The sequence below is a fragment of the Planobispora rosea genome (assembly GCF_014648175.1).
In the GTDB taxonomy this organism is placed as follows: Bacteria; Actinomycetota; Actinomycetes; order Streptosporangiales; family Streptosporangiaceae; genus Planobispora; species Planobispora rosea.
Map to the genome: position 1 here is coordinate 96650 of NZ_BMQP01000007.1, position 26786 is coordinate 123435.

The following is a 26786-nucleotide window of genomic DNA, read 5'->3' on the forward strand; positions in this document are numbered from 1 at the left end:
CCGTCTCAGCGCAGCTTCCTGAAGAACGCGCGGACGTCGTCGACCAGCAGGCCGGGCGCCTCCATAGCGAGGAAGTGGCCGCCCCGGTCCAGTTCGGTCCAGTGCACGACGTTGTGGTCGCGCTCCGCCCAGCGGCGGACGGTCACGTCATGGGCGGAGACCAGCACTCCGGTCGGCACGGTCCCGGGCTGCGCCGCCGCCCAGCCGTCACCCGATTCGGCGCTCCAGGCGTCACCCGATCCGTCGCTCCAGGCGTCACCCGATCCGTCGCTCCAGGCGTTCGCGGAGATCTCCTCGTAGTAGATCTGCGCCGCCGATCCCGCCGTGCCGGTCAGCCAGTACAGCGAGACGTCGGTCAGGATCCGGTCGCGGTCGACGCTGTCCTCGGGGAGCCCTTCCTCCGGGTCGGTGAGCTCCTTGAACTTCTCCACGATCCAGGCGAGCTGGCCGACGGGCGAGTCGTGCAGCCCGTACGTCACCGTCTGCGGCCGCTTGGAGTTGCACTGCAGGTAGCCGTCGTTGAAGTCCTGCATCGCCTGCCAGCGCCGCTGCTCGGTCTCGGACAGGCCGTCCATCTCGCCCTCCTCCCCGATCGGGAAGGTGATCAGGGCGTTGACGTGGACGCCGACGACCTGTCCGGGAGCCTGCCTGCCGATCGCGGGGGCGACCCACGAGCCGGTGTCGTAACCCTGGACGCCGTACCGCTCGTATCCGAGCAGGGACATCAGCCGCACGAGCACCCGGGCCATCGCGGCCGCGTTCATCCCCGGCCCGGCCAGCGGCGTGGAGAACCCGAAGCCCGGCAGCGACGGGATCACCAGGTGGAAGGCGTCGGCCGGGTCGCCGCCGTGCGCGCGGGGATCCGAGAGCGGGCCGATGACGTCGAGGAAGTCCACGACCCCGCCCGGCCAGCCGTGCAGCAGCACCAGGGGCACGGCGCCGGGTTCGGGTGAGCGTACGTGCAGGAAGTGGATGTTCTGCCCGTCGATGGTGGTCGTGTACTGCGGATGCTCGTTGAGCGCCGCCTCATGCGCCCGCCAGTCGTAACCGGTGCGCCAGTACTCGGCGAGCTCCTTCAGGTAATCCACCGGCACTCCCCGGCTCCAGCCGACGCCCGGCACCTCGTCCGGCCAGCGGGTGCCGGCCAGCCGCGCGCCCAGGTCGTCGAGCTGAGCCTGCGGGATGTCGATACGGAAGGGGCGGATGTCCTGCTGCGGGTTCGTCATGGAGACGACGCTAGGAACCCCTTGGGACAGATCCGATCCTAAGAAGCTGGCAATCTTGGGACATGCTGGAGACCTCCGCACGGCTGCTCAAGCTGCTGTCACTTCTGCAGACCCGTCGTGACTGGTCCGGCGCCGAGCTCGCCGGACGGCTGGGCGTCACCGCGCGCACGGTCCGCAGAGATGTGGGACGGCTGCGCCGGCTGGGCTACCCGGTCCACGCCACCCAGGGCACCGCCGGTTACCGGCTGGGGGCCGGCGCGTCGCTGCCGCCCCTGCTGCTCGACGACGAGGAGGCGGTCGCCGTGGCGGTCGGGCTCCGCACGGCGGCGGGCGGTTCGGTCGCCGGGATCGAGGAGACCTCGCGGCGGGCGCTGGCCAAACTCGAACAGGTCCTGCCCTCCCGGCTGCGCCACCGGGTGAACACGCTGAACACCGTTACCGTCCGGGTCGGCGGTACCGGGTCCGCGGTCAGCCCGGACACGCTGATGGTGATCGCCGAGGCCTGCCGCCGGCGCGAACGGCTGCGCTTCGACTACGCGAGCCCGCGCGGCGGCGAGACGGTCCGATCCGTCGAGCCGCACAGCCTGGTCAGCTTCGAACGGCACTGGTACCTCGTCGCCTGGGACACCGGCCGAGACGACTGGCGCACCTTCCGGGTGGACCGGCTGACCCCCCGCACCCCCACCGGCCCGCGGTTCCCACCCAGGCAACCGCCCGACGGCGATGTCGCGACCTACCTGGCGCACCGGCTGTCATCACGGACCTGGCCGTTCCAGGCGACCGTCACCCTGCACGAGTCCGCCGAGGCGGTGGCCGGCCGGGTCTGGCCGGGCATGGGCGTGGTCGAGGCCGTCGACGACCACAGCTGCCTGCTGCACGTCGGCGCCGACACCCCGTCGGACCTGGTCTGGATGATCACTTCGGTGGACGCCGACTTCACCCTCGTCAGCGGCCCGCCCGCCCTCACCGGCGCCCTCCGCGCCCAGGCCGACCGCTGCCTGCGCGCCGTACGGACGACATAGCCGTCCGGGGATCCGCACTCCGGCGTCCCCACCAGCACCGTGCGGGGGTCAGAGGAGGCGGTCCTTGAGGAAGCCGGTCACGGCCCGGTTGAAGGACTCCGGCTGCTCGATCGCGCTCAGGTGACCGGCTTTCTCGATCACGGTCAGGCGGCCGTCGGGGACCGCGTCCGTCATCGCCTCGGCGTCGGACAGCGGTGACAGCTCGTCCTCCTCGCCGACGATCACGAGGACGGGCACCTTCAACGCCCGGAGGGTGTCGAAGGAGTCGGGGCGGGCGGCCATGGCCCGCTGGGCCCAGGCGACGGCGCCCGGCGGGGCCGACTGCACCAGGCCGCGGACGCGGCCGAACACCATCGCCCGGCGCTGCTTGGTGGTGGGGCCCACCAGGGCCGGGAGCACCTCCTCGATCAGGACCGACGTGCCCCGCTCAAGGACGGCGGCGGCGATGCGCTCGCGGTTGGCCTGCGCGGCCTCGGAGTCGGCGGTCGCCTTGGTGTCCGCGAGGATCACTCCCAGGATCCGGTCGGGATGCCGCCGGCACAGGGCCATCGTCACGTAGCCGCCCATGGACTGGCCGCCGACCACGGCGCGGTCGATGCCCTCCTCGTCGAGGAGGCGGACGACGTCGTCGGCCATCAGGTCGAGCGACGGGTCGTCGTCGCCGAGCATCGAGCCGCCGAATCCGCGCAGGTCCGGAGTGATCACCTTGCAGGTGGCGGCCAGGCCTTCGCGCTGGGCCAGCCACATGGTGGACGACATCGGGAACGCGTGGAGAAGGATGACCGGAAGTCCCTCGCCCGCCGATCGTGTGTACAGGCGCACGCCGTCCACCGTAATCGCGGACTCCCGATCTGACACCCCTTGACTGGCGATCAGTTATGAGGTCGTGGTCACTCCGCCGTCCACGAAGAGCACCTGACCGGTCATGTAGGCGGAGGCCTCGCTCGCCAGGAAGACGGCCGGGTGGGCCATCTCCTCGGGGGTGCCCCAGCGGCGCATGGGCACGGTCTGGACGGTGGTCTGGTTCGACGCCGGGTCCTCCCAGAGGTTCCGGTTGAGGTCGGTGGCGGTCCAGCCGGGGCACAGCGCGTTGACCCGCACGCCGTTGCCGGCCCATTCCAGGGCGAGGCTCTTGGTCAGCGCGACGAGCCCGGCCTTGGCCGCGGCGTAGGCGGCCAGGAACGGGGCGCCCTTGGCGGCCACCGAGGCCACGTTGATCACCGAACCCGAGCCGCGCTCCAGCAGGTGCGGGGCGACGGCGTGGCAGACGGCCATGGCGGAGTCGAGGTTGAGCTTCATCAGCTTGTCCCAGCCGGACAGCCGCAGGTCCTTGAACGGGACCATGAAGTTGGAGCCGCCCGCGTTGTTGACGACCACATCGACGTGGCCGAGGGTCTCCACGGCCTGCCGTACGGCCTGCGCGGCGGCGTCCCGGTCGGTGAGGTCCGCCGGGATCACCACGGCCTTGCGCCCGTGGACCTCGACCTCCCCGGCGGTCTCGGCCAGCGACTCGGCCGACCGGGAGACGAGGGCGACGTCGGCGCCGGCCCGCGCGAACGCCACCGCGACCGCCCGTCCGATGCCACGCGACGCCCCGGTGACGAACGCCCTCTTCCCGGAAAGATCGAACGCCTGCACGGCCGCCTCCTCCTCGTTCGCGGAGCCGCACCGCGCGGCCCCGAACCGAACAAGATTCTACGAGTCGGCGACCTCGGTCGGCAGGGGGTGGGCGGCCGGGTTCACCCGGCGGACGATCTCGTCCAGCACGATCCGCACGTACGGCTCGCCGACCCACAGGTGCTTGGCGCCGTCCACCCCGACGACCTCGGCCTGCGGCACCCGGGCGAACCGGGTCCGGGCCTCCTCCGGCCGGAGGTAGTCATCGAACTCGGGGACCAGCGCGGTCAGCGGGCGGCCGAACGCGGCCCAGGCGTCGAGGTCGGCGTCGGTGGCCCGGTGCAGCGGCGGGGAGAGCAGGATGGCGGCCCGCACCAGCGGATCGTGCCCCCACTTGAGGACCAGCTCGGTGCCGAAGGACCAGCCGACCAGCCAGACGGAGGGCAGGTCGTGGAACTCGGCGTACTCCAGGGCCGCGGCGACGTCGAACCGTTCGCCCTCGCCGCCGTCGAAGGCCCCCTCGGAGGCTCCGCGCTCGGAGGAGGTGCCGCGCGTGTTGAACCGCAGGACCGCGAGGTCGGCCAGGGCGGGCAGCCGGTTGGCGGCCTTCTTGTAGACGTGGCTGTCCATCATGCCCCCGTGCGTGGGCAGCGGGTGCAGGCAGACCAGCGTGGCGACGGGGGGCCGCTCCGGGGGGAGGGCCAGCTCGCCCACGAGCGTCAGTCCGTCGGCCGTGTGCAGCTCGATCGGCTCGCGCCTGGCGGGCAGGACCGTAGAGGCCCGGATCTCCATCTCATCCCTTTCGTGACCGGCCCGTTCCATGGCCGGTGATCGGTGTCTCCATGGCCGGTGATCGGTGTTTCGGCGGCCGGTGTCAGTATCGGCTCCGGCCGGGGCCCCGCCGGATGCGGTTGCGCCAGCACGCGGTGTGCCAGTGCCTGCGCTCGTGCTCCCCGCCCGCCCAGGCGGGCCAGCTCACCAGGTGCGGCAGGCCCGGCCTGATCTCCTGGTCGCAGCCCGGGCACCGGTAGACCTTGTCGGCTCCCGCGCCGGTGACCCGGCGCACGTGCCAGTCGCCGTCCGGCCACTCCTCGACCTGGCCGACGCCGGGTACGGGCCCCCCGACGGGCCGGATGGGACCCCGGCCGCCGCCCCGGTCGAAGGGGTCCATCCGGCGCGCCTTGCGCGGGCTCACGGCGCAAGGTCGCGGATGCTCCGCACCCCGGCCGTGACGAGCTGGTCGAGCAGCGGCGCGGGGGCGAAGGACGGCTCGCGGTACTCGGCGTACAGGGCGCGCAGGCCGTCGCGGACGGTCTCCAGGCCCAGCCGGTCGAGTGTCTCGAAGGGCCCGGCCGGGTAGCCGCAGCCGAGCTTCATGGCCGTGTCGATGTCCTCGATGGAGGCGTAGCCGGACTCGTACATCCGCACGGCGTCGTTGAGGTACGGGTACAGCAGGGCGTCGACCACGAACTCGGCCCGGTCCCTGCACGGTACCGGGGTCCGGCCGATGATGCGCAGCAGGCCGTGCGCGACCCGGGCGGCGTCCGGGGAGGTGAGCACGGTGGAGGCGATCTCGGCCACCTGGTCTCCGACCAGGTGCAGGCCGACCAGGCGGTCGGGGTGCGGGAGCCGTACGGCCCGCTCGACCACGGGGGTGTGGGACAGCGCCAGGACCAGCTCGGCGCCCTCCGGATCGACGATCTTGAATCCGGCTCCGGAGAGCCGGGCGGAGAACTCCTCGGCGCCCTCGCCGAGGACCGCGACCGAGGCGGCCGACGGCTTCTCGTGGGGCGAGGGGCTCCGGGGCTCCTCGGCGCGGTGGAAGCCCTCGCCGGACTTGCGGCCGAGCCGTCCGGCGGTGACGAGCTCGCGCAGGATCGGCGCCGGGGCGTGGCGGCGGTCGCGGGTCTCCCGGAACAGGACCTCGCAGATCTCGTAGGAGGTGTCCAGGCCGATCAGGTCGAGCAGGGCGAAGGGGCCCATGGGGAAGCCGGCGCCCAGCCTCATCGCGGCGTCGATGTCGTCCCGGCCGGCCAGGCCGTTCTCCAGCAGGACGGCAGCCTGGTTGAGGTAGGGCAGCAGGAGCCGGTTGACCACGAACCCGGCGCGGTCCCCGACGGTCACCGGGGTCTTGCCGAGGCGGCGCGCGAGGTCGGCCACCTCGCCGGCGAGGCCGTCGTCGGTGGTCACGGTCCGGACCACCTCGACCAGCCTCATGACCGGAGCGGGGTTGAAGAAGTGCATGCCGACGACCCGGCCGGGCCGGGTGGTGGTGGCCGCGATCGCGGTGACCGAGAGCGAGGAGGTGTTGGTGGCCAGCACCGCGGACGGCTTGCAGACCCGGTCGAGGTCGGTGAACAGGGCCCGCTTGTAGTCCATGACCTCGGGGATGGCCTCGATGACCAGGTCGGCGTCCGCGAGGTCCTCCAGGGAGGTGGTGAAGGACACCCTGCCGAGGATCTCCGCCCGCTCCGCCTCGGTCAGCTTGCCCCGCGCGAGGGCCCGGCCGGTGGAGCCCTCCAGGTGACCGCGGCCCCGCTCCAGTGCCGCGGGGTCGGCCTCGACCCCGGTCACCGCGAGTCCCGCGCGGGCGAACACCTCGGCGATCCCCGCGCCCATCGTGCCCAGGCCGACCACGCCGACCGTCTCAAAGGTGCCCGCCATCGACTCTCCCCATCGCACCGAGAACGCGCTGCCGCCGGAGCTGCCCGCCCCGGCACCCATCAGTCTCCCAGAGATGACCTACCCGCCTCACCGGCCGGGTGCCCCATCCGGCCCTCCTCTTCCAACCTCAGGAAAGCACTTGAATGAGAGTTGAGTCTCCCCTAGTGTTTGAGTAGATGAGTGAGGAGAGACGATGAGAGAGCACCTCACGCCCGAAGACGCCCTGCGGCACATCGGCGACGTCGAGCGGCGCGCGCGCAGGCCCGCGCGGACGACGGGGCTGATCCTCCTGGTCATGGGCGTCGCCAACATCCCCTACTGGCTGGCGATGTCGCTCGGCCCCGACTGGTCCAAGTACGCGGCGATGATCTCGTGGTTCATCATGACGACCTTCATCCTCGTCCTCGGACACCGCTGGTCCCAGCAGGCGCAGGACCGCGAGGTGACCTGGATCAACAGGCCCACCGGGCCGGTGACGGCCACCACCCTCGTCATGACCGCCGTGATGGTGGTGGGCACGTTCCTCATGCCGGAGCACCCGGGCGCCGGCTGGATCACGCTGATCGTCGCGCTGGCGGTCTGCACGAGCCTGCCGATGTTCTACGGGGCCTGGCGGATCCTCCGGGCGGAAAGGTGAGCGGCAACGGCTCGCACCTGCGCCACCAGCTGGACGACCTCATCCACGCGCCGGTCCGGCTGTCGATCATGGCTGCCCTGGCCGCCGCGGACAAGGCCGAGTTCCGCTTCCTGCGGGACACGATCGAGGTGAGCGACTCCCTGCTCTCCAAGCACATCATCACCCTGGAGGAGGCCGGTTACGTCGAGGTGGAGAAGGTGTTCGTGGGCAAGCGCCCGCGCACCTGGCTCTCCCTCACCGACGTCGGGCGGCGCGCCTTCCAGGACTATGTCTCCGTGTTGAAACGACTGACCGAGGGATCCCCCTGATGATCGAGATAGATGATCTCCACAAACGGTACGGCGACAAAACCGCCCTGGACGGAGTCTCCTTCTCCGTGAAGCCGGGTGAGATGTTCGGCTTCGTCGGCGCGAACGGCGCCGGCAAGACGACCACGATGCGCATCCTGATGGGAGTCCTCACCGCCGACTCCGGGCAGGTGCGCCGGGACGGCAGAGCGCTGACGTTCGACGACCGGCGCAGGTTCGGCTACATGCCCGAGGAGCGCGGGCTCTACCAGAAGATGAAGGTCGCCGAGCAGGTGCACTACTTCGGGCAGCTCAACGGCCTGTCCCCGAAGGAGGCGGCGAAGGCCACCGGCGATCTGCTCGAACGGCTCGCGCTCACCGAGCGCGCCGGTGACGAGGTGGGCGCGCTCTCCCTGGGCAACCAGCAGCGCGTGCAGCTCGCCGTCGCGCTGGTGCACGATCCCGAGGTGCTCGTGCTGGACGAACCCTTCTCCGGGCTGGACCCCATCGCCGTCGACGCGCTGGCCGAGGTGCTCGCCGAGCGCCGCGCGGCGGGCGTGCCGGTGCTCTTCTCCAGCCACCAGCTGGATCTCGTCGAGCGGCTGTGCGACTCGGTCGGCATCATCTCGGCCGGCCGCATGGTGGCCAGCGACACGGTGGAGGCGCTCCGGGCCCGGGAGGGACGCCGCCTGCTGAAGGTGGTGGTGCGGGGGGCGGCCCCCGACTGGCCGACCGGCTTGAGCGGAAATATCACGAAAAACGGTGATGAGGTGCTCTTCGCCGACGCGAACGGAAGCGATCAGGAGATCCTGCGGGCCGCCACGGCGGCGGGGGCGGTGGAGCACTTCGGCTGGGAACGGCCCACGCTCACCGAGATCTTCCGGGAGGCAGTGGCATGAACGGGCTGTGGCTGGTCGCGCGGCGTGAGATCGTCACGCGCGGCCGTACCAAGGGATTCGTCGTCGGCCTGGTGCTGAGCGCGGTCCTGGTCGGCGCCCTCGCCGTCCTGCCCCGGCTCTTCTCCGGTCCCGACTCCTTCACCGTGGGCGTCGTGAACTCCCCGGCGCTGCAGTCCGCGCTCGCCGGGGCGGCCGGGAACGCCGGGGACGCCGAGGTCACCGCCAAGCCGTTCGCCGACGAGGCCGCGGCGCGCAAGGCCGTCCTCGACGGCGACGTGGACGCCGCCGTGGTGGGTGACCGCAGGACGCTGGCCGACGGGGAGGTGGACGGGGAGCTCGGCGCGCTGCTGGAGAGCGCGCACCAGACGGCGCAGACGCAGAAGCAGCTGGCCGAGGCGGGCCTGGACCCGGCCAAGGTCTCCGCGGCGATGCGGGTCACCCCGCTGGAGCAGGTCTCCGTCGGCACCGACACCCGCTACGAGGGGGTCCGGACGGGGATCGCGTTCCTGCTGGTCATGGTGCTGTTCTTCCTGCTCCTGCAGCCGTCGATGTACGTCGCGATGGGCGTGGTCGAGGAGAAGGGAAGCCGCATCGTCGAGATCCTCCTCACCTCGATCCGCCCCTGGCAGCTGCTCGGCGGCAAGATCCTGGGGCTGGGAGTCCTGGCGCTGGCCAACCTCGTCGTGCTCATCGTGGCCGGGCTGGGCGCCGCCGCCGCGACCGGCTTCTCCGCCGACCTGCCGCCCGGCATGACCGGCATCGTGCTCGGCACGCTGTTCTGGTTCCTGCTCGGCTACGCCTTCTTCGCCACCATGGCCGCCGCGCTCAGCTCGCTGGTCTCCCGGCAGGAGGAGGTGAGCAGCGTCATCAGCCCGCTGACGTTGCTGATCATGGCCACCTACTTCGTCTCCTACTTCGCGGCCGTCGAGCCCGGCAGCCCGGTGGCCCGCATCCTCTCGATCATCCCGCCGTTCTCCACGATGGTCATGCCGGTCCGTACGGCCGGCGGCGGGGTGCCGCTCTGGGAGATCGGCCTGGCCGCGGCGTTGATGGCCGCGGCGACGGCGGGGATGCTCGTGCTGGGCGCCCGCATCTACGAGCGCGCGGTCCTGCGCACCGGCGCCCGGATCAAGCTCTCGGAGGTCGTGCGCTGACGGGCGCGCACCGGGTACGGTCACGGCCCGCCAGGTGGGACCGTACCCGGTGTCCGGCGAGGCGACCGGCCGTCCGCTTCGGCGGGCGGCCGGTCCCGTCCGGCCGGTAGGGTGGTCCTCCATGCGGCTGGTCATCGCGCGTTGCAGCGTGGATTACGTGGGTAAGCTCACCGCCCATCTCCCGATGGCGCCCCGGCTGATCCTCATCAAGGCGGACAGCAGCGTGTCGATCCACGCCGACGACCGGGCCTTCAAGCCGCTGAACTGGATGAACCCGCCGTGCAAGCTCCGCGAGGACGGGGGCGTCTGGACGGTGACCCACGGCAAGACCGGCGAGAAGCTCATCCTCACCATGGAGGAGATCCTCCACGACTCCAGCCACGAGCTCGGCGTGGACCCCGGCCTGATCAAGGACGGCGTCGAGGCGCACCTGCAGGAGCTGCTCGCCGAGCACATCACCACGCTGGGAGCGGGCTACACGCTGATCCGGCGGGAGTACATGACGGCGATCGGGCCGGTGGACATCCTCTGCCGCGACCACAGCGGCGCGACCGTGGCGGTCGAGATCAAGCGCCGGGGCGAGATCGACGGCGTCGAACAGCTCACCCGCTATCTGGAGCTGCTCAACCGGGATCCGCTGCTGGCCCCGGTGCGGGGCGTGTTCGCCGCCCAGGAGATCAAGCCTCAGGCCCGCGTGCTCGCCACCGACCGGGGCATCGACTGCGTGACCCTCGACTACGACGCGCTGCGCGGCATCGAGCCGGAGAACCCCACGCTGTTCTGATCCCCTGCGGACCCCGGCTCCCCTGCGGACCCCGGCCCCCGTGTCCTCCGTCCGGAGGACAGCCCGTTCCACCGGTCGTCGGTACCGCGTGATCGGCGTTCTCGCGACGATCGGGACATGACGACAGCGGTGAAAGTACGCGGGCTCACCAAGCGCTACGGCGACGTGCAGGCCGTCGGGGGAATCGACCTCGACATCGACGCGGGCGAGGTCTTCGCGATCCTCGGCCCGAACGGGGCCGGGAAGTCCACCACGGTGGAGATCCTGGAGGGGTACCGGCGACGGGACGCCGGCGAGGTGAGCGTCCTGGGGACCGACCCGGGCAGGCCCACCCGCGAGTGGCGCTCCCGGGTCGGGATCGTGCTCCAGAGCACCGGTGACGCGGGTGAGATGACGGTGCGGGAGACGGTCCGGCACTTCGCGGGCTACTACCCCCGCGCCCAGGACCCGGACGAGGTGATCGAGCGGGTCGGCCTGGCGGAGAAGGCCGGCAGGCGGGTCGGCGAGCTCTCCGGCGGCCAGCGCCGCCGGGTGGACGTGGCGCTGGGAGTGATCGGCAGTCCGGAGCTGCTCTTCCTGGACGAGCCGACCACCGGGTTCGACCCCGAGGCGCGCCGCCGGTTCTGGGAGCTGATCCAGGGGCTGGCCCACGAGGGCACCACGATCGTGCTGACCACCCACTACCTCGACGAGGTCGAGGCGCTGGCCGATCGGGTGGCGGTGATCGCCCGGGGCCGGATCGTGGCCGAGGGCGAGCCCTCGACCCTGGGCGGGCGGGCCACCGCCCAGGCCACGGTCCGCTGGGCGGGCGGGTCGGTGGAGACCGGCACCCCGACGCGGACCGTCATGGAGCTGACCCGGCGGTTCGACGGGGAGATCCCCGAGCTGACCGTGACCCGGCCGTCCCTGGAGGACGTCTACCTCGGCCTGATCGGCAGCTGATCATCCCTCGACTTCCTCGACTTCGCGGACCGTTGTCCCCGATCGCCCGCGGCCGCCCCTGACCGCCCCTGATCGACCCCGCTTCTCATCACTTTCCCTGACTTCTCATGACGTCCCCGAGGGGCGGGCCCTCTCCGGCGTCCCCTTCGGCAGACCGAGGACCGGTATCCATGACCCAGACCACGACCGCACCATCCGTCTCCGCCGTGGCGGCTTCCCCGGCGATGCCCTCCACGCTCAGGCTGGGGCTCTCCCAGGCGGCCGCCGAGAACCGGACGTTCTTCCGGCGGCGAGACGCGATGATCTTCACCTTCTCCTTCCCGATCATCCTGTTGGTGATCTTCGGATCGATCTTCTCCAGCACGGTGGAGGGCACCGGCCTGACCGTCTCCCAGCTGTACGTGGCCGGGCTGATCGGCTCGGCGACCATGACGGGCTTCCAGAACCTCGGCATCGGCATCGCGCTGAACCGGGACGACGGCACGCTCAAGCGGCTGGCCGGCACGCCTCTGCCGCCCGCCGCCTACTTCATGGGCAAGGCGCTCAACACCCTGCTCGTCTCCTTCGTCCAGGTCGTGATCCTGCTGGTCATCGGGGTGGCCCTGTTCGACCTGGACCTGCCCTCGGCGGCCTCCGACTGGCTGACCTTCACCTGGGTGTTCGTGCTCGGCGTGCTCGGATCGTCCCTGCTCGGCATCGCCGTCAGCAGTCTCCCCCGCTCGGGGAGCAGCGCCAGCGCGGTGATCGCGATGCCGTTCGTGGTGCTGCAGTTCATCTCGGGGGTGTTCATCCCGGCCAGGGAGCTGCCCGAGTGGCTGTCCCAGATCGCGGCGATCTTCCCGCTGAAGTGGATGTGCCAGGGATTCCGCGCCGTCTTCCTGGGAGAGGACGGTGCCACACTTGAGCCGACGAATTCGTACGAACTCGGCCGCGTCGCGTTGATCCTGGGCGCGTGGGTCATCGGAGGACTGGTGCTGTGCCTGACGACCTTCCGCTGGAAGAGCCGGAACGACGGCTAGCGGGCCACCCGGACGGACCGCCTACCGGACCGCCCGCCGCACCTTCCGCCATGCGGGGCGGGCGGGGTGCCGTCCCGCTGCTGCGGCCGGGCCGGCCCGCCGACCCGTCCGGTCCGAACGTCTGGGAGTCGTCCCTGCTCGGCTGGGAGCTGCTGCTGGCCGCCACGACGCTGCTGCCCGCCGTGTTCATCATGCTGTGGAGCCGGGGCGGCTGGACGGACCCGCTCGCCGCCGGGCTCATGGCGGCCGTCCTCCCGCTCTACCTCCTCGTCGGCCGCCCGGCGATCATGAGCGACGACCGGCGGCGCGGGATCGTCTACATCGCCCTGCTCGTCGCGCTGTTCACCCCGGCCGCGCTGCTGGCCCCGTCGGCGACGTTCGCGCTGTTCGGGCTCTGCCCGCAGTGCTTCATGGTCCTGCGGGCCAGGCCCGCCGTCGGGGTGGTCGTCCTGCTCAACCTCGGCCCGGCCCTGCGCTTCCTGCTGTCCTCCGACGGCTGGGCGGGGACGTTCAACTTCCTGACCGTCACCACGATCACGATCTTCTTCTCCGCCGTCTTCGGCGTCTGGATGGAGAGGATCATGCAGCAGAGCGAGGAACGGGCCGCGCTCATCGCGGAGCTGGAGGCCCAGCGGGCCGAGGTGGCCAGGCTCTCGGCCGAGCGCGGGGCGCTCGCCGAACGGGAACGCCTGGCCGGGGAGATCCACGACACCCTGGCGCAGGGGTTCACCAGCATCATCATGCTGATCCAGGCCGCCGAGGCGCAGCCGGACCCGGCCCGCCACCTGGCGCTGGCCGTACGGACCGCACGGGAGAACCTGGCCGAGGCCCGCGCGCTGGTGGCGGCGCTCGGCCCCGCCCCGCTGGACGGCTCCAGCTTCGACGAGGCACTCGGCAGGCTCGTCGCCCGGCTCGGCGAGGAGACGGGGATCGCGGCGGGCGTCTCCGTCCGGGGGACGTCGCGGCCGCTGCCGCCACCGGTCGAGGTGGTCCTCATCCGCGCCGTCCAGGAGGCCCTGGCCAACGTGCGCAAGCACGCGGCGGCGAACCGGGTCGAGGTCTCGGCCGCCTACGGTCCCGGCACGGTGGTCCTGGAGATCCGCGACGACGGGCGCGGCGCAGACCATCGGTCCTCCGGCGGGGAGGGGTACGGCCTGCGCGGCATGCGCGCCCGCGTCGAGCAGGTGGGCGGGTTCCTCACCCTGACCGGCGCCCCCGGCGGGGGAACCGCCCTGGAGATCACCGTTCCCACCGGTTCCGGCGCGCTCCGGCAGGGCTCCGATCCCGGGACCGCCCCACCCGCGACCGCCGTCGCCTCCGAGCAGGGAGCATGACCGTTGCTGCGTCTGATGATCGTCGATGACCATCCGGTGGTCCGCGAGGGCCTCCGCGGAATGCTGGAGTCCGACCCCCGGATCACCGTGGCGGGCGAGGCCGCCTCGGGGGACGAGGCGGTCGTCCGGGCGCGCGAGCTCGTCCCGGATGTGATCCTGATGGACCTGCGCATGCCGGGCGGGGACGGGGTGGGCGCGATCTCGCGCATCCTGGCGGACCGGCCGGAGAGCCGGGTGATCGTGCTGACCACCTACGAGACGGACCAGGACATCGTGCGCGCGGTCGAGGCCGGAGCCGCCGGATACCTGCTCAAGGACACCTCCCGGGCGGACCTGCTGGCCGCGATCGTCTCGGCCGCGCGGGGCGAGACGGTGCTCTCGCCGTCGGTGGCGACCCGGCTGGTCACCCGGATGCGGGCACCCGTGGCCGAATCGCTGTCCCGGCGTGAGACGGAGGTGCTCTCCCTGGTCGCACGGGGGCTGACCAACGCCGAGATCGGGAAGGAGCTGTTCATCAGCGAGACCACGGTCAAGACCCATCTCCTGCGCGTCTTCGGCAAGCTCGGCGTCTCCGACCGCACCGCGGCGGTCACCACCGCCATGGAGCGGGGGTTCCTCCCCCGCTGATGGACCCTGCCCGGCGGAGCCGAGTAAGTGATGGTTTACCTCGTGGGCGGTCCCGGTCTATCGTGGGCGCACCGTGCCCGTTCGGCTCGCCGCGCTCATACGGGGTCCGGCGAAGGCCTTCCCTCGGGCATCCCTCATGCGTGACAGGAGGCCCGTGATGTCCACGGCGACCGAGCAGCGAACGTTCGACTCACTCAACCCCGCGACCGGTTCCGTCGTCGGCACCCACCCGGTCCACGACGCGGCGGCCGTGCGCGCCGCGGTGGCCGCGGCCGGGCCCGCCGCGGAGTGGTGGGCCGGGCTGGGCTGGGCCGAGCGCAGGCGGCGGCTCCTCGACTACAAGGCGGTCATCGCGCGGGACATCGCCAGGATCGTCACCATGGTCCACGAGGAGACCGGCAAGCCGAAGGCCGACGCCACCCTCGAAGTGATCCTGACCATCACCCACCTCGACTGGGCGGCCCGCAACGCGCGCAAGGTCCTCGGCCCCCGGCGGGTCTCCCCCGGTCCGACCGGCCTCAACATCGCGGCCACGCTGGAGTACCTCCCGCTGGGCGTCGTCGGAGTGATCGGCCCGTGGAACTACCCGGTGTTCACGCCGATGGGCTCGATCGCCTACGCGCTGGCCGCGGGGAACGCGGTGGTCTTCAAGCCGAGCGAGCTGACCCCGGGCACGGGCGTGCTGCTGGCCGAGCTGTTCGCCGAGTCCGTGCCCGAGCACCCGGTCTTCCGTACGGTGACCGGCCTGGGCGAGACGGGCGCGGCGCTGGCGGGGGACCCCGGGGTGAAGAAGATCGCGTTCACCGGCTCGACGGCCACCGCCAAGCGGGTGATGGCGGCCTGCGCGCAGAACCTGACCCCGATGGTGGCCGAGTGCGGCGGCAAGGACGCGCTGATCGTGGACGCCGACGCCGACCTCGCGGCGGCCGCGGACGCCGCGCTGTGGGGCGCGATGTCCAACGCCGGGCAGACCTGCGTCGGCGTGGAGCGGGTCTACGTGGTGGACGCGGTCTACGACGACTTCATGCGGGAACTGACCGGGCGCGCGGAGAAGGTGCGGGCGGGCGAGGAGTACGGCCCGATCACCATGCCCGGGCAGATCGACGTCATCCGGCGGCACATCGACGCCGCCGTGGCGAACGGCAAGGCCGTCCTCGGCGGGCCGGAGTCGGTCCGCCCGCCGTACGTCGACCCGGTGATCGTGGAGGACGTCCCCGAGGACTCCCCCGCCGTCCGCGAGGAGACCTTCGGCCCGACCGTGACGGTCAAGCGCGTCGCCGACGCGGAGGAGGCGCTGGAGCGGGCCAACGCCAGCGCCTACGGCCTGGCCGGCACGATCTTCTCCGGAGACCGGCGCCGGGCCATGGACCTGGCCCGGCGCATGCGCACCGGGATGACCGCCATCAACTCGGTCATCTCCTTCGCCTCCATCCCCGCGCTGCCCTTCGGCGGGCTGGGCGACTCCGGCTTCGGCCGGATCCACGGCGCGGACGGGCTGCGGGAGTTCTCCCGGCCCAAGGGCGTCTCCCGCCAGCGCTTCGCACTCCCCGGAATGAATCTCACATCGTTCTCCCGAGGGCAAGCCGAGCTTGACCGTCTTGTCAGACTTGTGAGCTTCTTGCACGGGCGACGCAAGCAATAACACCTTTACTCTTCCACAAAAGGGATCTTGCACCCATAATTGGGGGTTCCAGGGAGCAGGATCGTGGAGTGGAAGTGATATCTAATGCGTTTGTCAACTCCCCACCCGCAGCGAGGAGTTGACATGGGTGGACGTTCTTATCGGGGAATGTCAGCAGAGGAGCGTTTGCAGGAGCGTCGCGAGCGGCTCATCTCCGCGGCCTACAGCCTCTACGCGGACCTGGGCTTCCCGGACACCACCATCGAGAAGCTGTGCGCCGTCGCCCGCATCTCCAACCGCGCGTTCTACGAGTGCTTCACCGGACGCGAGGAACTGATGCAGGTGGTGTACAACCGGTGCGTGCGCGACAACCTCGCGGTGGTCTCCAAGGCCGTCGAGCAGGCCCCGAACACACTGCTCGGCCGGATCGAGGCGGGCGTCGCGGCGTACATCCAGTTCGTCACCGAGGAGCCGCGCCGGGCCCGGATCCTCCACCTGGAGGTACGGCGGGCCGGCGACTGCCTGACCTCCTCCCGGCAGGCGGCCGTGGCGGGTTTCACCCAGATCATCGAGACCAACCTCATCGAGGCTCCCGACACCGACGGGGCCGACCCGCACCTGCTCGTACTCGGCATGATCGGCGCCCTCCAGGAGCTGCTCATCGAGTGGGTGCTGGCCGACGACCCGCCCTCGGTCGATCAGGTGGTCAAGACCGCCGTGCACATCTACCGGCGGTCGCTGGGGAACTGACCGGCCCGGCCCGTCACAGCCAGCCCTTCTCCTGGGCGGCCCGGATGGCGGTGATCCGGTTGGTGGCACCCAGCTTGGTGATCGCGCTGGACAGGTAGTTCCGGACGGTGCCCTCGGTGAGGTGGAGCGTCTTGGCGATCTCCCCCACCGACGCGCCCCCGGCCGCCTGGGCCAGCGCGTCCCGTTCCCGGTCGGTCAGCGGGCTCTCCCCCGCCATCATCGCCGAGGCGGCCATCTCCGGGTCGAGGTAGCGCCCGCCCGAGTGGACCCTGCGGATCGCGGTCGCCAGCTCGTCGGAGGAGGCGTCCTTGGGGACGAAGCCGCGCACCCCGGCGGCCAGCGCCCGCCGCAGGTATCCGGGCCGCCCGAAGCTGGTCAGCATCAGCATCGCCTGTCCGGGCAGCGCCTCCGCCACGCTCAGCCCGTCCATGCCCGGCATCTCGATGTCCAGCACGATCACGTCGGGCGCGTTCTCCCGTACGGCCTGCGCCACCAGGTCGCCCCGGGCGACCTGGGCCACGACCTCGATATCCGGCTCCAGTCCGAGCAGCGTGGCGATCGCCCCGCGGATCAGGTGCTCGTCGTCGGCCAGCAGGACCCGGATCATCGAATCTCCTCCAGCGGGATCGTCGCCCGCAATCTGAACTCCCCGGAGCGGTCCGCCCCCGCGGTCACCGAACCGCCCGAGGCGGCCACCCGCTCCGCCATCCCGGCCAGGCCGGTGCCGCCCCGGCCGTTCATCTCCTTCACCCCGTCGTTGACCATCTCCAGCACCGCCGTACCGTCCTGGAGGGCGATGGAGATGCGGCAGCGCGTCGCCGTGCTGTGCCGCAGCACGTTGGTGGTGCCCTCACGGACCACCCACGCCAGCAGCGTGGCCAGCTCCTCGGGCACCTCCTCCTGCGGCGTCCGGAGCACGCAGCGGATCCCGCCCGCCTCCAGCACCGCCGTCATGCTGCGCAGCTCGGCGTCGAGGTCGACCGTACGGTAGCCGCGCACCGCCGTGCGGATCTCCTTCAGCGCCTCCCTGGCCAGCCCGCGGACCTCCTCCATCTCGGCGGCGGCCCGCTCGGCGTCGGCCCGGGCGAGCTTGACGGCCACCTCGCTCTTGAGAGCGATCGCGGAGAGGCTGTGCCCGACGAGGTCGTGCATGTCGCGGGCGAAGCGCAGCCGCTCCTCGGTCACCGCCAGCCGGGCCTTGGCCTCCTTGCCGGCCTCGGCCGCCCGGACCACCTCCCAGAACCAGAGCTGGAACCGGTTCGTCCACGGAAGGACCAGGGATATCCCGACATAGCCGCCGACCACCGCGCCGAAGCCCTCCTGGTCCGAGTAGATCGCCAGAGCCTCCGGGGAGTCCGGCGCGCCCGGCCAGAGCAGGTACAGCCCCGCTGCGGTCGAGCCGAGGGTGGCGAGGAAGGTGCCGGACCGGCTCAGCAGCAGCGCCGCGCCCGTCGCCCAGGCCAGGGCGACCATCCCCCAGGCCCAGAGATGCCCGTTCTGGGTCACCAGCACGGCCAGCGCGATCACGCCCGAGACGGCGATCTCCCGGTTCGCGGTGGTGCCGTCCATCGCGGCCCTGACGATGCGCACCTGGAGCAGGCTGAAGGGGATCAGCGCCAGAACCCCCGCGATCACCAGGGGGACCGGCTCTGTCGCGGTGGCCCGGGAGAACCAGCCGAGGGATCCGACCCAGGGCAGGAAGGCGCCGATGCTCAGCATCCAGAAGGTCAGCCGGCGCAACCGCTCCACCTGGGAGCGGCTCTTGCGGCGCAGCGGCAGCCGGGGGACGGCCGAGGGGACGAGGCGCCCGATGCGCCCCGTCCCCTTTTTGTCAGTATTTGTCGACATCGGCGTTTACGTTAGCTGTGCCGGGGCTCCCACCGGAACAACCACCGGGCCAGCACCGCGCCGATCGCGACCCAGGCGAGCAGGATTCCGATCGAGGGCAGCGCGGCCACCCACTGCTCGATCATGGTCAGCTTCTCACCGCCGTCGGAGAAGTGGTCCGCGCCGAGGAAGCCGGTGCGCATCATCTCCACGATCGGGGTGACCGGGAGCAGGCCCGAGATCACCGCCAGCGGGCCGGGCAGCACCTCGGCGGGGAAGGCGATCGGCGCGGCGACCATCATGACGAGCAGCACCGGGAGCACCGTGATCTGCGCCATCTCCGCGTTCGGCGTCAGGCCCGAGAAGGCCGCCGCGATCAGGCCGAACACCGCGACTCCCAGCGCCGCGGCGACCACGATCATCGGCACGTTGGCCGGCAGGACGCCCTCCGAGCGGTGGACCCAGACCCCCAGCAGCAGCACCTGGAAGAGGAAGAGCGCCAGAGCGCTGAGCCCGCTGCCCGCCATCACCGCCGCCGCCGACGGCTGGCCCCCGCGCAGCCGCTTGAGCACCAGTTCCTCGCGGCGGGCGGTGAAGGAGTTGACCAGGTTGATGAAGACCGCGAAGGCCAGCATCAGCCCGGGGACGCCGGTCAGCACGAACAGCTCGCCGTCGATCCCGGCGATGTCCCCGGTCGGGAACGAGGTGTAGACGGCGGCCAGCAGCAGCGGCATCAGCAGCACGTTGAACAGCACAGTCGTGTTCCGCCCGACCAGGGCCAGGTCGACCCGTGCCAGCCGCACGGCGTGCAGAACGTCGGTCCTCATCACTCCACCACTCCTCGTCGTCCGCCGTGCGGTCTGCTCGTCCTCGCGGATCACTCCGCTCACTGCTGCGGTCGCGTCGCGCCTCACAGCCCGGCCTCCCCCACGATCCGCATGAAGACGTCCTCAAGGGTTCCGCGGCGTACGGCCAGGCGCTCCAGGGTCTCGCCGTGCGCGTCGGCCCAGGTCATCAGCGGGCGCAGGGCGGCGTGCGCGCGGGTCGCGGTGTCGGCGCCGGTCAGCGTGTAGCCGACCTCGGTGCCTCCGCCGGCGTAGGTCAGCACCGGGGGGACGCCGTCCAGCGCGGGCAGGTCCCCGAAGGTCCAGGAGGTGCCCGGCAGCCGGAAGGTGATCATGTCACCGGAGGTGGCCACCACCTCCTCGACCGTGCCGTGGGTGTGGATCCGGCCCTCGTGCATGATGGCCAGCCGGTCGGCCAGGCGCTCGGCCTCCTCCAGGTAGTGCGTGGTCAGCAGCACCGTCGTACCGGCGTCCCGCAGGTTCTCCACGACCTTCCAGGTGGTACGGCGCGCCTCGGGGTCCATCCCGGTGGTCGGCTCGTCCAGGAAGAGCACCTCGGGCGAGCCCAGCACCGCCAGCGCGAGGTCGAGCCGGCGCTTCTGGCCGCCGGAGAGCTGCTTGACCTTGACGCGGGCCTTCTTCTCCAGGCCCACCAGCTCCAGCGCGCCCATGGTCGCGCGGTCCACCCGGCGGATGCGGGTGCCCATGAGGGTGAACCCGCCCGGCAGCTCGGTGCTGCCGGACAGGGTGACCGGGCGCCCGGCGTCCTCGCTCATGCCCTTCCACAGGTCCACGGTCTCGGCCACGGTGAGGTCGCCGAGGAAACCGCCCTCCTGCAGCATGATCCCCATGCGGGGGCGCAGCTGGCGTTGCTGCCGGATCGGGTCGAGGCCGAGGACCCGGACGGTGCCGTCGGTGGCGGGCGTGTACCCCTCCAGGACCTCCATCGTGGTGGTCTTCCCGGCCCCGTTCGTGCCGAGCAGGGCGAAGACCTCCCCCCGGGGGACGGTGAAGGAGACGCCGCGCACGGCCTCGAAGTCACCGTACTTCTGCCGGAGCCCGCCAACCTCGATCACGTTCTCGAGGCCGGCGGATCCGGCGCCGGTCGCGTCCGCAAGCTGTCGTGTTCTCATGGGAAAAATCATGATCTACCGGCTCGCGTGCAGGTAGTCGTGGATATCACCGGAGAAATATGGATCTCGCGGGCGGTCCGGATGACATTTGTCATCCCGGTGCCGTCCCCGGGGCCCGCGCAGGCCCCGGAGACGGCACCGGTGCCTCACGGGCGGGGCGGCAGGGCCGGGCGGCGCCGGGAGGGACGGGTGGCGGAGTCGGGCGGGGTCACCGCGGGACGCTCCGCCAGGGCGTCCAGCGCCAGCCGTACGGCCTCCTCGATCTGCGGGTCGCGCCCGGCCGCCCAGTCGTCGGGGGTGATGTCCACCTCGACGTCCGGGTCGACCCCGTAGTTCTCCACGCCCCAGCCGAGCCCCTCGAACCAGAACGAGTACCTCGGCACGGTGAAGGACGTCCCGTCGACCAGGCGGTGCTCGTCCTCGATGCCGATGACACCGCCCCAGGTCCGGGTCCCGACCACCGGGCCGAGCTTGTGGATCTTGAAGGCGGCGGTGACGATGTCCCCGTCGGACCCGGCGTTGTGGTCGGTGACCGCGACGAGCGGGCCGCGCGGGGCGTCCTCGGGGTAGGTGATGGGCGACAGGCCCCGGGGCAGGTCCCAGGCGATGACGCGGCGGATCAGCTTCTCGATGACCAGCTCGGAGGTGTGGCCGCCCCGGTTGTCCCGGACGTCCACGACGAGCCCCTCGAAGGTCATCTCCCGGCGCAGGTCCCGGTGGAACTGCGCCCAGCCCTCGGCGACCATGTCGGGGATGTGCAGATAGCCCAGGCGCCCGCCGCTCAGCTCCCGGACGAGCGCCCGGCGGCCGGCGACCCAGTCCTGGTAGCGCAGCCGCCGGTCATCGCGGAGCGGCGTGACGACCACCCGCCGCCCGCCGCCCAGGGTCAGCTCGACCGGCTTGTCCGCGGCGCCCACCAGCAGCCGCGCGGGCCCCTCCGGCGGCACCGGGCGGCCGTCGACGGCCAGCACCGTCTCGCCCGGCCGTACGGCCACGCCGGGCGCGGCCAGCGGGGAGCGGGCGTGCACGTCCGACGACTCGCCGGGCAGCACCCGGTCCACCCGCCATCGGCCCTCCTCGTCGCGGGACAGGTCCGCGCCGAGCAGACCGACCCCGTCGGAGGCCGGGACGCCCCAGGGCGCGGCCATGACGTAGGCGTGCGAGCTGCCGAGCTCCCCGACCGTCTCCCAGAGCAGGTCGGCGAAGTCGTCGTTGGTGGAGACCCGGTCCACCAACGGCCGGTACTGCTCCAGCACACCGTCCCAGTCGACGTCCGCCATGTCCTCCACCCAGAAGTCGGCCCGCATCCTGCGGCCCAGCTGGGCGAAGGCGTGCCGCCGGTAGACGGCGGGGTCGACGGTGACCCGGATCCGCGACAGGTCCACGGTCACGTCGTCGTCGCCGTTCTTGCCGGTGGCCGGGCGGACGGTGAGCGTGCCCTTGTCCCAGACGACCAGGCGGGTGCCGTCACCGCTGACCCGGTACCAGTCGAGCTTGTCGACCAGTTCCTCGCAGGTGCGCTTGGCCAGGTCGTAGCGGTCCAGCGCGGGCCTGGGCGCCTCCCCCGCCAGGTCGCCCCGGTCCTCACCGAGCTCTCCGGCCAGCGGCTCGCGCAACCAGACGAACCCTCCCTTGACCGCGCGCAGTGTCGAGTAGCGGCCCTCGGGCACCGGCACCTGCACGATGCGGGAGGCCAGGCCCTCCACGTCCACGGTGATCGGGGCCTCGGCCTTCCTCCCGTCGCCGCCCTCGCCGCCGTCGCGCTTGTCACCGCCCGGCTCGCCCACCGGGCGGCCGTCGACGCTGGGCGCGAAGGGCGAGGGGGCGGCGGCCGTCAGGGGGACCAGGTAGGGGCGGTAGCCGTACGGGAACGACATGTCGAAGGAGTGGGCGTCGTAGACCGGGTCGAACCCGCGCCGCGACAGGAACGCCAGATGGTCACCGGTGAAGGCGGGTGAGACGTCCACGAAGCGGCCGTCGGTCACATCGTGGATCACCCGGTCCGCCGTCCGGGCCAGCCGGATCCGGCGCAGCGGCGTCGCCTCCGGGTGCGACCAGGCCAGCCAGGCGGAGTCCGGGGACCAGGCCATGCCGTCGACCTGGCCGTTGGCGCGGGCCAGCTCGACCACCTCGCCGGAGGCCACGTCCACCAGGAGCAGCCGCCCGTCCCGGGCCGCCACCGCGATCGTGCTCCCGTCGGGCGCGACAGCCAGGTCGCCGACCTCGCCCAGCCTGCCCTCGGCGATCCTGCGGGTCTCCCCGCCCCCGGCCGGGCCGATCTCCAGCCACTGCGTCCCGCCGTCGTCGACGACCCACACGACCTGGTCCTCGCCCAGGAGGCGGGGGCTGCCCGCGGCGAGCCCCGAACTGAGCTGCCGGGCCGGGCCGTCCCGGTGGGTGAGCCAGTGCACCGTGCCCTGGACCTCCACCACGCTGGCCCGCCCGGTCGCGTCCACGGCCAGGTCCCGCAGCTTCCTGGCGGCGTTGACCGGGTACGGCTGCCGGCCCCGGACCGGGGAGCCGAGCCGCACGTCCAGCCGGCGCGTCTCGGCCTCCAGGCCGTCGAGGAGGTAGAGGTCGCCGGCGTGCTGGTAGACGATCCGGGTGCCGTCGGTGCCGGCGTGCCGGGCGTAGAAGGCGTCGTGGTCGGTGTGCCGCCGCAGGCCGGTGCCGTCCAGCGCGGTGGAGTAGAGGTTCCCCACGCCCTCGTGGTCGGAGAGGAAGACCAGGCGGTCACCGACGATCATCGGGTTGGCGAAGTGGCCGTCCAGGTCGGCCAGGACCCGGGTGAAGCCGCCTTCGCCGCCTTCGCCGCCGTCCCCCTGCCTGATCCACACGCGGCCCGCCGTACCGCCCCGGTAGCGCTTCCACGTTCCCGGGTCGCGGTGGAGCGACGCGGTCAGCAACGCCGTCGCCCGCTCGGTGACCGCCAGGTCGGTCACCGGCCCGTACGGCAGCCGCTCGGCCCCGCCGCCGTCCAGCACGTACGCGGCCGTCTTGGAGCCGAACGGCTGGCCGGTCGCGCTGATCGCGAGGACCCGGCCGTCCGGGGTCCACCCGCGGTTGCGGGTCCGGGGGTCGCCCCAGTAGGTCAGCCGCTCGACCGATCCGCCGTCCAGGTCGGCCAGGAAGACCTCGGGGGCGCCGTCGCGCACGCTCGTCCAGGCGACCTTCGCCGCGTCCGGCGAGAGGCGGGGATGGCTCGCCGGGGCCCGGTCGGCGGACAGGCGCCCGGCCCGCCCTCCCTCAACGGGAGCCGTCCACACGTCGTCATCGGCGACGAACGTCAGCGTTTCGCCAGATATATGGGGAAATCGCAGGTAAGAACCAGAAGCCATTGATGCAGCATATTGTCCATCGCGGGGGTGATCAGACGAATTTTTTGCCCGCTACGCTGACCCCATGACGCGAGCTGACAGAGACAACCCGGTGGTGCTGTCCAAGATCTACACCAGGACCGGCGACGACGGCACCACGGCGCTCGGCGACATGAGCCGCACCCGCAAGACCGATCCGCGCCTGGCCGCCTACGCGGACGTGGAGGAGGCCAACGCCGCCCTCGGCCTGGCCCTGTCGATGGCCGGGGCGTCCGGCACGCTCGACGAGGACGTCGCCGCCGTCCTCACCCGGATCCAGAACGAGCTGTTCGACGTCGGCGCCGACCTGTGCACCCCGGTCACGGAGAACCCCGAGTTCCCGCCGCTGCGCGTCGAGCCCTCCTACATCGAGTGGCTGGAGGCCCGCTGCGACGAGTTCAACGAGCGCCTGAAGCCGCTGCGCAGCTTCATCCTCCCCGGGGGCACCCCGGCCGTCGCCCAGCTCCACGTGGCCAGGACGGTCGTGCGCCGCGCCGAGCGGACCGTCTGGGCGGCGCTGGAGGCCCACGACGACGTCAACCCGCTGACCGCGAAGTACCTCAACCGGCTGAGCGACCTGATGTTCATCCTCTGCCGGATCGCGGCGGCCGGCGACGAGATCCTCTGGAAGCCCGGCGGCACCCGCTGACCCCGTCGGCCCGGCGCTGAGCGCCGGGTCAGACGACGTCGAGGTGGGCGCTGGGCGGGGCGGACTCCAGCCAGGCGACGAAGCCGGTCAGCGCGCGGTAGCCCGCGGCCAGCTCGAAGCGGAACGTTCCGCTCTCGCACTCCAGAGCCGTCACGCCCTCCAGGAAACCGAAGAACTCGCCGGACCCGATCCGGCGCCGTCCGGAAACCACGAGGCCGCGCCTCACGATGACGTGGCGCGGCCTCGGCAGCAGACCTATGAGCGGGATCCAGTTGAGGCGCTCTCCGGCGTAGCGGGCGACGCCCAGCCGCCAGCCCCGCTTCCCGGGTACCGGGCGCAGACAGCACAGCACCGAACCCCGGGAGCGGGTGAGCACCACTATGCGGAGGGCCAGCAGGAGGACGGGCAGCAGCACCGCCACGATGAGCATGTCAGGCACCGTCATGTCCGCCCCCAAAACCCGTACCGCTCAGGAGCAGAACCTATCCGACTTCCTCGCCTGCCGCGCGCAGCCGTGCCCTGGCGCGCTTGGCGTCGGCGGCGGCGTCCGCGCTCTCCTGGCCGACCTCGACGGAGGCCTGCGCCCGGTCCAGCGCGTTCTTCGCACGGGCGACGTCCACCTCGGAGCCGAGCTCGGCCACCTCGGCCAGGATCGACACCTCGTTGTTCGCCACCGAGAGGAACCCCCCGTGGACCGCGGCGACGAGGTCGGGCTCGCCACCGCCGCGCTTCACCGTCAGCACGCCGCCCTCGACGAGGACGCCGAGCACGGGAGCGTGCTGGGGCATGATGCCGATCTCGCCGTCGATGGTCTTGGCGATCACCATGTCGGCCTCACCGGACCAGAGCTCCCGCTCCGGCGAGACGACGCCTACTCGCAGCTTCGCCACTTTCGGATCCGTTCCTTTCGAACCGGGTGCCGGTACGGCCGGGGCCGTACCGGCACCGAAGGCGACTAGCGGGAGAGTTCCTTGGCCTTGGCGATGGCCTGCTCGATGCCGCCGACCATGAAGAACGCCTGCTCGGGCAGGTGGTCGTACTCGCCGGCGCACAGACCCTTGAAGGACGCGATGGTCTCGTCCAGCGGCACGAACTCACCCGGCTGGCCGGTGAACGCCTCGGCGGCGTACATCGGGTGCGACAGGAAGCGCTCGATGCGGCGGGCCCGGTTGACGGTGACCTTGTCCTCCTCGGAGAGCTCGTCGATACCGAGGATCGCGATGATGTCCTGCAGCTCCTTGTACTTCTGCAGGATCCGCTTGGTCTCCTGGGCGACGCGGTAGTGCTCCTCGCCGACGACCTGCGGGTCGAGGATCCGCGAGCTGGAGTCGAGCGGGTCCACCGCGGGGTAGATGCCCTTCTCCGAGATCGGCCGGGACAGAACGGTCTGCGCGTCGAGGTGCGCGAACGCGTTGTGCGGGGCCGGGTCGGTGATGTCGTCCGCGGGGACGTAGATCGCCTGCATGGAGGTGATCGAGTGACCGCGGGTCGAGGTGATGCGCTCCTGGAGGACACCCATCTCGTCGGCCAGGGTCGGCTGGTAACCCACCGCGGACGGCATGCGGCCGAGCAGGGTGGAGACCTCGGAACCGGCCTGGGTGAACCGGAAGATGTTGTCGATGAACAGAAGCACGTCCTGCTTCTGCACGTCACGGAAGTACTCCGCCATGGTCAGGGCGGAGAGCGCGACGCGCAGACGGGTGCCCGGCGGCTCGTCCATCTGGCCGAAGACGAGCGCGGTGTCCTTGAGGACGCCCGCCTCCTCCATCTCCAGCCAGAGGTCGTTGCCCTCACGGGTACGCTCGCCGACGCCCGCGAAGCACGAGGTTCCGGAGAACTTCAGCGCGACGCGGCGGATCATCTCCTGGATCAGAACGGTCTTGCCGACGCCCGCGCCGCCGAACAGACCGATCTTGCCACCCTTCACGTACGGGGTGAGCAGGTCGATGACCTTGATGCCGGTGGGCAGCATCTCGGTGCGGGACTCGAGGGTGTCGAAGGCCGGGGAGGGGCGGTGGATGCCCCACTTCTCGGTGACCTTCAGGGAGGCGGTCGGCACGTCCAGGGACTCGCCGAGCGCGTTCCACACGTGGCCCTTGACGACGTCGCCGACCGGCACCGAGATCGGCGCGCCGGAGTCGGAGACCGCCGCGCCGCGGACCAGGCCGTCGGTGGGCTGCATGGAGATGGCCCGGACCAGGTTGTCACCCAGGTGCTGGGCGACCTCCATGGTCAGGGTCTTGGTCTCGCCGCCGACGGTGACGTCGACGTTCAGGGCGTTGAAGATGTCGGGCATCGCCTCGACGGGGAACTCCACGTCGACGACGGGACCGGTGACCCGGGCGACACGGCCCACACCGGTCGCGACGTTCTCCACAGTCTCTGCAGTCATT

The 26786-nt window shown here is 71.7% G+C and carries 27 protein-coding genes; 13 read left to right on the forward strand and 14 right to left on the reverse strand.

The genetic code is table 11. From position 1 onward, the window contains the following. Positions 1–5 precede the first annotated feature (5 nt). Entirely contained in the window at positions 6–1226 is a 1221-nt protein-coding gene (locus IEZ08_RS09205) for an epoxide hydrolase family protein (RefSeq protein WP_189241991.1), read from the reverse strand. A gap of 62 nt (positions 1227–1288) precedes the next feature. Here IEZ08_RS09205 and IEZ08_RS09210 point away from each other — a divergent pair, with 62 nt between their 5' ends. Beyond that, positions 1289–2248 (forward strand): helix-turn-helix transcriptional regulator, encoded by a 960-nt coding sequence (locus IEZ08_RS09210; protein WP_189241992.1) that lies wholly within the window; start codon positions 1289–1291, stop codon positions 2246–2248. Positions 2249–2296: 48 nt separating this feature from the next. Here IEZ08_RS09210 and IEZ08_RS09215 read toward each other — a convergent pair whose 3' ends face one another. The 5 genes from IEZ08_RS09215 to IEZ08_RS09235 all read right to left on the reverse strand — a co-directional run bounded on the left by IEZ08_RS09215 (position 2297) and on the right by IEZ08_RS09235 (position 6529). Beyond that, entirely contained in the window at positions 2297–3070 is a 774-nt protein-coding gene (locus IEZ08_RS09215; RefSeq protein WP_068928436.1) for an alpha/beta fold hydrolase, read from the reverse strand. A 54-nt stretch (positions 3071–3124) separates the two neighbouring features. Then, positions 3125–3886, reverse strand: coding sequence for an SDR family NAD(P)-dependent oxidoreductase (locus IEZ08_RS09220; RefSeq protein WP_189241993.1), 762 nt, complete (start codon positions 3884–3886; stop codon positions 3125–3127). Positions 3887–3943: 57 nt separating this feature from the next. After that, positions 3944–4657, reverse strand: coding sequence for an alpha/beta hydrolase (locus IEZ08_RS09225; protein ID WP_189241994.1), 714 nt, complete (start codon positions 4655–4657; stop codon positions 3944–3946). A gap of 82 nt (positions 4658–4739) precedes the next feature. Beyond that, on the reverse strand, positions 4740–5060 hold the full coding sequence (locus IEZ08_RS09230) for an Rv1322 family protein (RefSeq protein ID WP_189241995.1): 321 nt from the start codon (positions 5058–5060) through the stop codon (positions 4740–4742). Further along, positions 5057–6529, reverse strand: a complete 1473-nt coding sequence (locus IEZ08_RS09235) for a 3-hydroxyacyl-CoA dehydrogenase family protein (RefSeq protein WP_068928435.1) — start codon at positions 6527–6529, stop codon at positions 5057–5059. The genes IEZ08_RS09230 and IEZ08_RS09235 overlap by 4 nt, the downstream gene beginning before the upstream one ends. A 193-nt stretch (positions 6530–6722) precedes the next feature. On the opposite strand from IEZ08_RS09235, the gene IEZ08_RS09240 reads away from it, so the two are divergent. The 11 genes from IEZ08_RS09240 to IEZ08_RS09290 all read left to right on the forward strand — a co-directional run bounded on the left by IEZ08_RS09240 (position 6723) and on the right by IEZ08_RS09290 (position 16583). Then, positions 6723–7166, forward strand: coding sequence for a hypothetical protein (locus IEZ08_RS09240; protein WP_068921667.1), 444 nt, complete (start codon positions 6723–6725; stop codon positions 7164–7166). Further along, entirely contained in the window at positions 7163–7474 is a 312-nt protein-coding gene (locus tag IEZ08_RS09245) for a winged helix-turn-helix domain-containing protein (protein ID WP_068921666.1), read from the forward strand. Before IEZ08_RS09240 ends, IEZ08_RS09245 begins: the two co-directional genes overlap by 4 nt. After that, on the forward strand, positions 7474–8352 hold the full coding sequence (locus IEZ08_RS09250; protein ID WP_189241996.1) for an ABC transporter ATP-binding protein: 879 nt from the start codon (positions 7474–7476) through the stop codon (positions 8350–8352). Before IEZ08_RS09245 ends, IEZ08_RS09250 begins: the two co-directional genes overlap by 1 nt. Next, a complete protein-coding gene (locus IEZ08_RS09255) occupies positions 8349–9506 on the forward strand; it encodes an ABC transporter permease (RefSeq protein ID WP_189241997.1) in 1158 nt (385 codons plus the stop codon). The genes IEZ08_RS09250 and IEZ08_RS09255 overlap by 4 nt, the downstream gene beginning before the upstream one ends. A 121-nt stretch (positions 9507–9627) precedes the next feature. Further along, entirely contained in the window at positions 9628–10290 is a 663-nt protein-coding gene (gene nucS / locus IEZ08_RS09260; protein ID WP_068921663.1) for an endonuclease NucS, read from the forward strand. A 117-nt stretch (positions 10291–10407) separates the two neighbouring features. Next, positions 10408–11232, forward strand: a complete 825-nt coding sequence (locus IEZ08_RS09265; RefSeq protein ID WP_084779622.1) for an ABC transporter ATP-binding protein — start codon at positions 10408–10410, stop codon at positions 11230–11232. 170 nt (positions 11233–11402) lie between these two features. After that, entirely contained in the window at positions 11403–12251 is an 849-nt protein-coding gene (locus IEZ08_RS09270; RefSeq protein WP_189241998.1) for an ABC transporter permease, read from the forward strand. A 50-nt stretch (positions 12252–12301) separates the two neighbouring features. After that, a complete protein-coding gene (locus tag IEZ08_RS40205; protein ID WP_068921660.1) occupies positions 12302–13585 on the forward strand; it encodes a sensor histidine kinase in 1284 nt (427 codons plus the stop codon). Between the two features lie 3 nt (positions 13586–13588). Further along, complete coding sequence (locus IEZ08_RS09280; protein ID WP_068921659.1) at positions 13589–14212, forward strand: response regulator; 624 nt, start codon at positions 13589–13591, stop codon at positions 14210–14212. Between the two features lie 157 nt (positions 14213–14369). Beyond that, positions 14370–15854 (forward strand): aldehyde dehydrogenase family protein, encoded by a 1485-nt coding sequence (locus tag IEZ08_RS09285; protein WP_068921658.1) that lies wholly within the window; start codon positions 14370–14372, stop codon positions 15852–15854. Positions 15855–16019: 165 nt separating this feature from the next. Beyond that, positions 16020–16583 (forward strand): TetR/AcrR family transcriptional regulator, encoded by a 564-nt coding sequence (locus IEZ08_RS09290; RefSeq protein WP_229803008.1) that lies wholly within the window; start codon positions 16020–16022, stop codon positions 16581–16583. 13 nt (positions 16584–16596) lie between these two features. On the opposite strand, the gene IEZ08_RS09295 is transcribed toward IEZ08_RS09290, so the two are convergent. From IEZ08_RS09295 to IEZ08_RS09315, 5 genes are all read right to left on the reverse strand, one after another. Continuing rightward, a complete protein-coding gene (locus tag IEZ08_RS09295) occupies positions 16597–17190 on the reverse strand; it encodes a response regulator transcription factor (RefSeq protein WP_068921656.1) in 594 nt (197 codons plus the stop codon). Then, positions 17187–18431 carry a sensor histidine kinase gene (locus tag IEZ08_RS09300; protein WP_084779621.1) on the reverse strand — a complete coding sequence of 415 codons (1245 nt, stop codon included), beginning with the start codon at positions 18429–18431 and terminating at the stop codon, positions 17187–17189. The genes IEZ08_RS09295 and IEZ08_RS09300 overlap by 4 nt, the downstream gene beginning before the upstream one ends. 11 nt (positions 18432–18442) lie before the next feature. Beyond that, positions 18443–19237 (reverse strand): ABC transporter permease, encoded by a 795-nt coding sequence (locus tag IEZ08_RS09305; RefSeq protein WP_068921654.1) that lies wholly within the window; start codon positions 19235–19237, stop codon positions 18443–18445. 83 nt (positions 19238–19320) lie between these two features. Continuing rightward, positions 19321–20388, reverse strand: a complete 1068-nt coding sequence (locus IEZ08_RS09310) for an ABC transporter ATP-binding protein (protein WP_068921653.1) — start codon at positions 20386–20388, stop codon at positions 19321–19323. Positions 20389–20534: 146 nt separating this feature from the next. Next, the gene (locus IEZ08_RS09315) at positions 20535–23726 is read right to left on the reverse strand and encodes a S41 family peptidase (RefSeq protein WP_189241999.1); all 3192 of its coding nucleotides are present in this window, start codon (positions 23724–23726) and stop codon (positions 20535–20537) included. 64 nt (positions 23727–23790) lie between these two features. On the opposite strand from IEZ08_RS09315, the gene IEZ08_RS09320 reads away from it, so the two are divergent. Further along, positions 23791–24393 (forward strand): cob(I)yrinic acid a,c-diamide adenosyltransferase, encoded by a 603-nt coding sequence (locus IEZ08_RS09320; RefSeq protein ID WP_189242000.1) that lies wholly within the window; start codon positions 23791–23793, stop codon positions 24391–24393. Positions 24394–24421: 28 nt separating this feature from the next. On the opposite strand, the gene IEZ08_RS09325 is transcribed toward IEZ08_RS09320, so the two are convergent. From IEZ08_RS09325 to atpD, 3 genes are all read right to left on the reverse strand, one after another. Then, positions 24422–24838, reverse strand: coding sequence for a DUF2550 domain-containing protein (locus IEZ08_RS09325; protein WP_229803009.1), 417 nt, complete (start codon positions 24836–24838; stop codon positions 24422–24424). A gap of 37 nt (positions 24839–24875) precedes the next feature. After that, on the reverse strand, positions 24876–25283 hold the full coding sequence (locus IEZ08_RS09330) for a F0F1 ATP synthase subunit epsilon (protein WP_068921649.1): 408 nt from the start codon (positions 25281–25283) through the stop codon (positions 24876–24878). A gap of 65 nt (positions 25284–25348) precedes the next feature. Continuing rightward, entirely contained in the window at positions 25349–26785 is a 1437-nt protein-coding gene (gene atpD / locus IEZ08_RS09335; protein WP_068921648.1) for a F0F1 ATP synthase subunit beta, read from the reverse strand. Position 26786 lies beyond the last annotated feature (1 nt).

Coding starts and splice junctions, on each gene's coding strand:
- IEZ08_RS09295 (WP_068921656.1), bottom strand. CDS start 17,190: ATGATCCGGGTCCTGCTGGCCGACGACGAGCACCTGATCCGCGGGGCG.
- nucS (WP_068921663.1), top strand. CDS start 9,628: ATGCGGCTGGTCATCGCGCGTTGCAGCGTGGATTACGTGGGTAAGCTC.
- IEZ08_RS09210 (WP_189241992.1), top strand. CDS start 1,289: ATGCTGGAGACCTCCGCACGGCTGCTCAAGCTGCTGTCACTTCTGCAG.
- IEZ08_RS09305 (WP_068921654.1), bottom strand. CDS start 19,237: ATGAGGACCGACGTTCTGCACGCCGTGCGGCTGGCACGGGTCGACCTG.
- IEZ08_RS09325 (WP_229803009.1), bottom strand. CDS start 24,838: ATGACGGTGCCTGACATGCTCATCGTGGCGGTGCTGCTGCCCGTCCTC.
- IEZ08_RS09240 (WP_068921667.1), top strand. CDS start 6,723: ATGAGAGAGCACCTCACGCCCGAAGACGCCCTGCGGCACATCGGCGAC.
- IEZ08_RS40205 (WP_068921660.1), top strand. CDS start 12,302: ATGCGGGGCGGGCGGGGTGCCGTCCCGCTGCTGCGGCCGGGCCGGCCC.
- IEZ08_RS09310 (WP_068921653.1), bottom strand. CDS start 20,388: ATGAGAACACGACAGCTTGCGGACGCGACCGGCGCCGGATCCGCCGGC.
- IEZ08_RS09320 (WP_189242000.1), top strand. CDS start 23,791: ATGACGCGAGCTGACAGAGACAACCCGGTGGTGCTGTCCAAGATCTAC.
- IEZ08_RS09235 (WP_068928435.1), bottom strand. CDS start 6,529: ATGGCGGGCACCTTTGAGACGGTCGGCGTGGTCGGCCTGGGCACGATG.
- IEZ08_RS09250 (WP_189241996.1), top strand. CDS start 7,474: ATGATCGAGATAGATGATCTCCACAAACGGTACGGCGACAAAACCGCC.
- atpD (WP_068921648.1), bottom strand. CDS start 26,785: ATGACTGCAGAGACTGTGGAGAACGTCGCGACCGGTGTGGGCCGTGTC.
- IEZ08_RS09270 (WP_189241998.1), top strand. CDS start 11,403: ATGACCCAGACCACGACCGCACCATCCGTCTCCGCCGTGGCGGCTTCC.
- IEZ08_RS09285 (WP_068921658.1), top strand. CDS start 14,370: ATGTCCACGGCGACCGAGCAGCGAACGTTCGACTCACTCAACCCCGCG.
- IEZ08_RS09225 (WP_189241994.1), bottom strand. CDS start 4,657: ATGGAGATCCGGGCCTCTACGGTCCTGCCCGCCAGGCGCGAGCCGATC.
- IEZ08_RS09300 (WP_084779621.1), bottom strand. CDS start 18,431: ATGTCGACAAATACTGACAAAAAGGGGACGGGGCGCATCGGGCGCCTC.
- IEZ08_RS09265 (WP_084779622.1), top strand. CDS start 10,408: ATGACGACAGCGGTGAAAGTACGCGGGCTCACCAAGCGCTACGGCGAC.
- IEZ08_RS09255 (WP_189241997.1), top strand. CDS start 8,349: ATGAACGGGCTGTGGCTGGTCGCGCGGCGTGAGATCGTCACGCGCGGC.
- IEZ08_RS09315 (WP_189241999.1), bottom strand. CDS start 23,726: ATGGCTTCTGGTTCTTACCTGCGATTTCCCCATATATCTGGCGAAACG.
- IEZ08_RS09205 (WP_189241991.1), bottom strand. CDS start 1,226: ATGACGAACCCGCAGCAGGACATCCGCCCCTTCCGTATCGACATCCCG.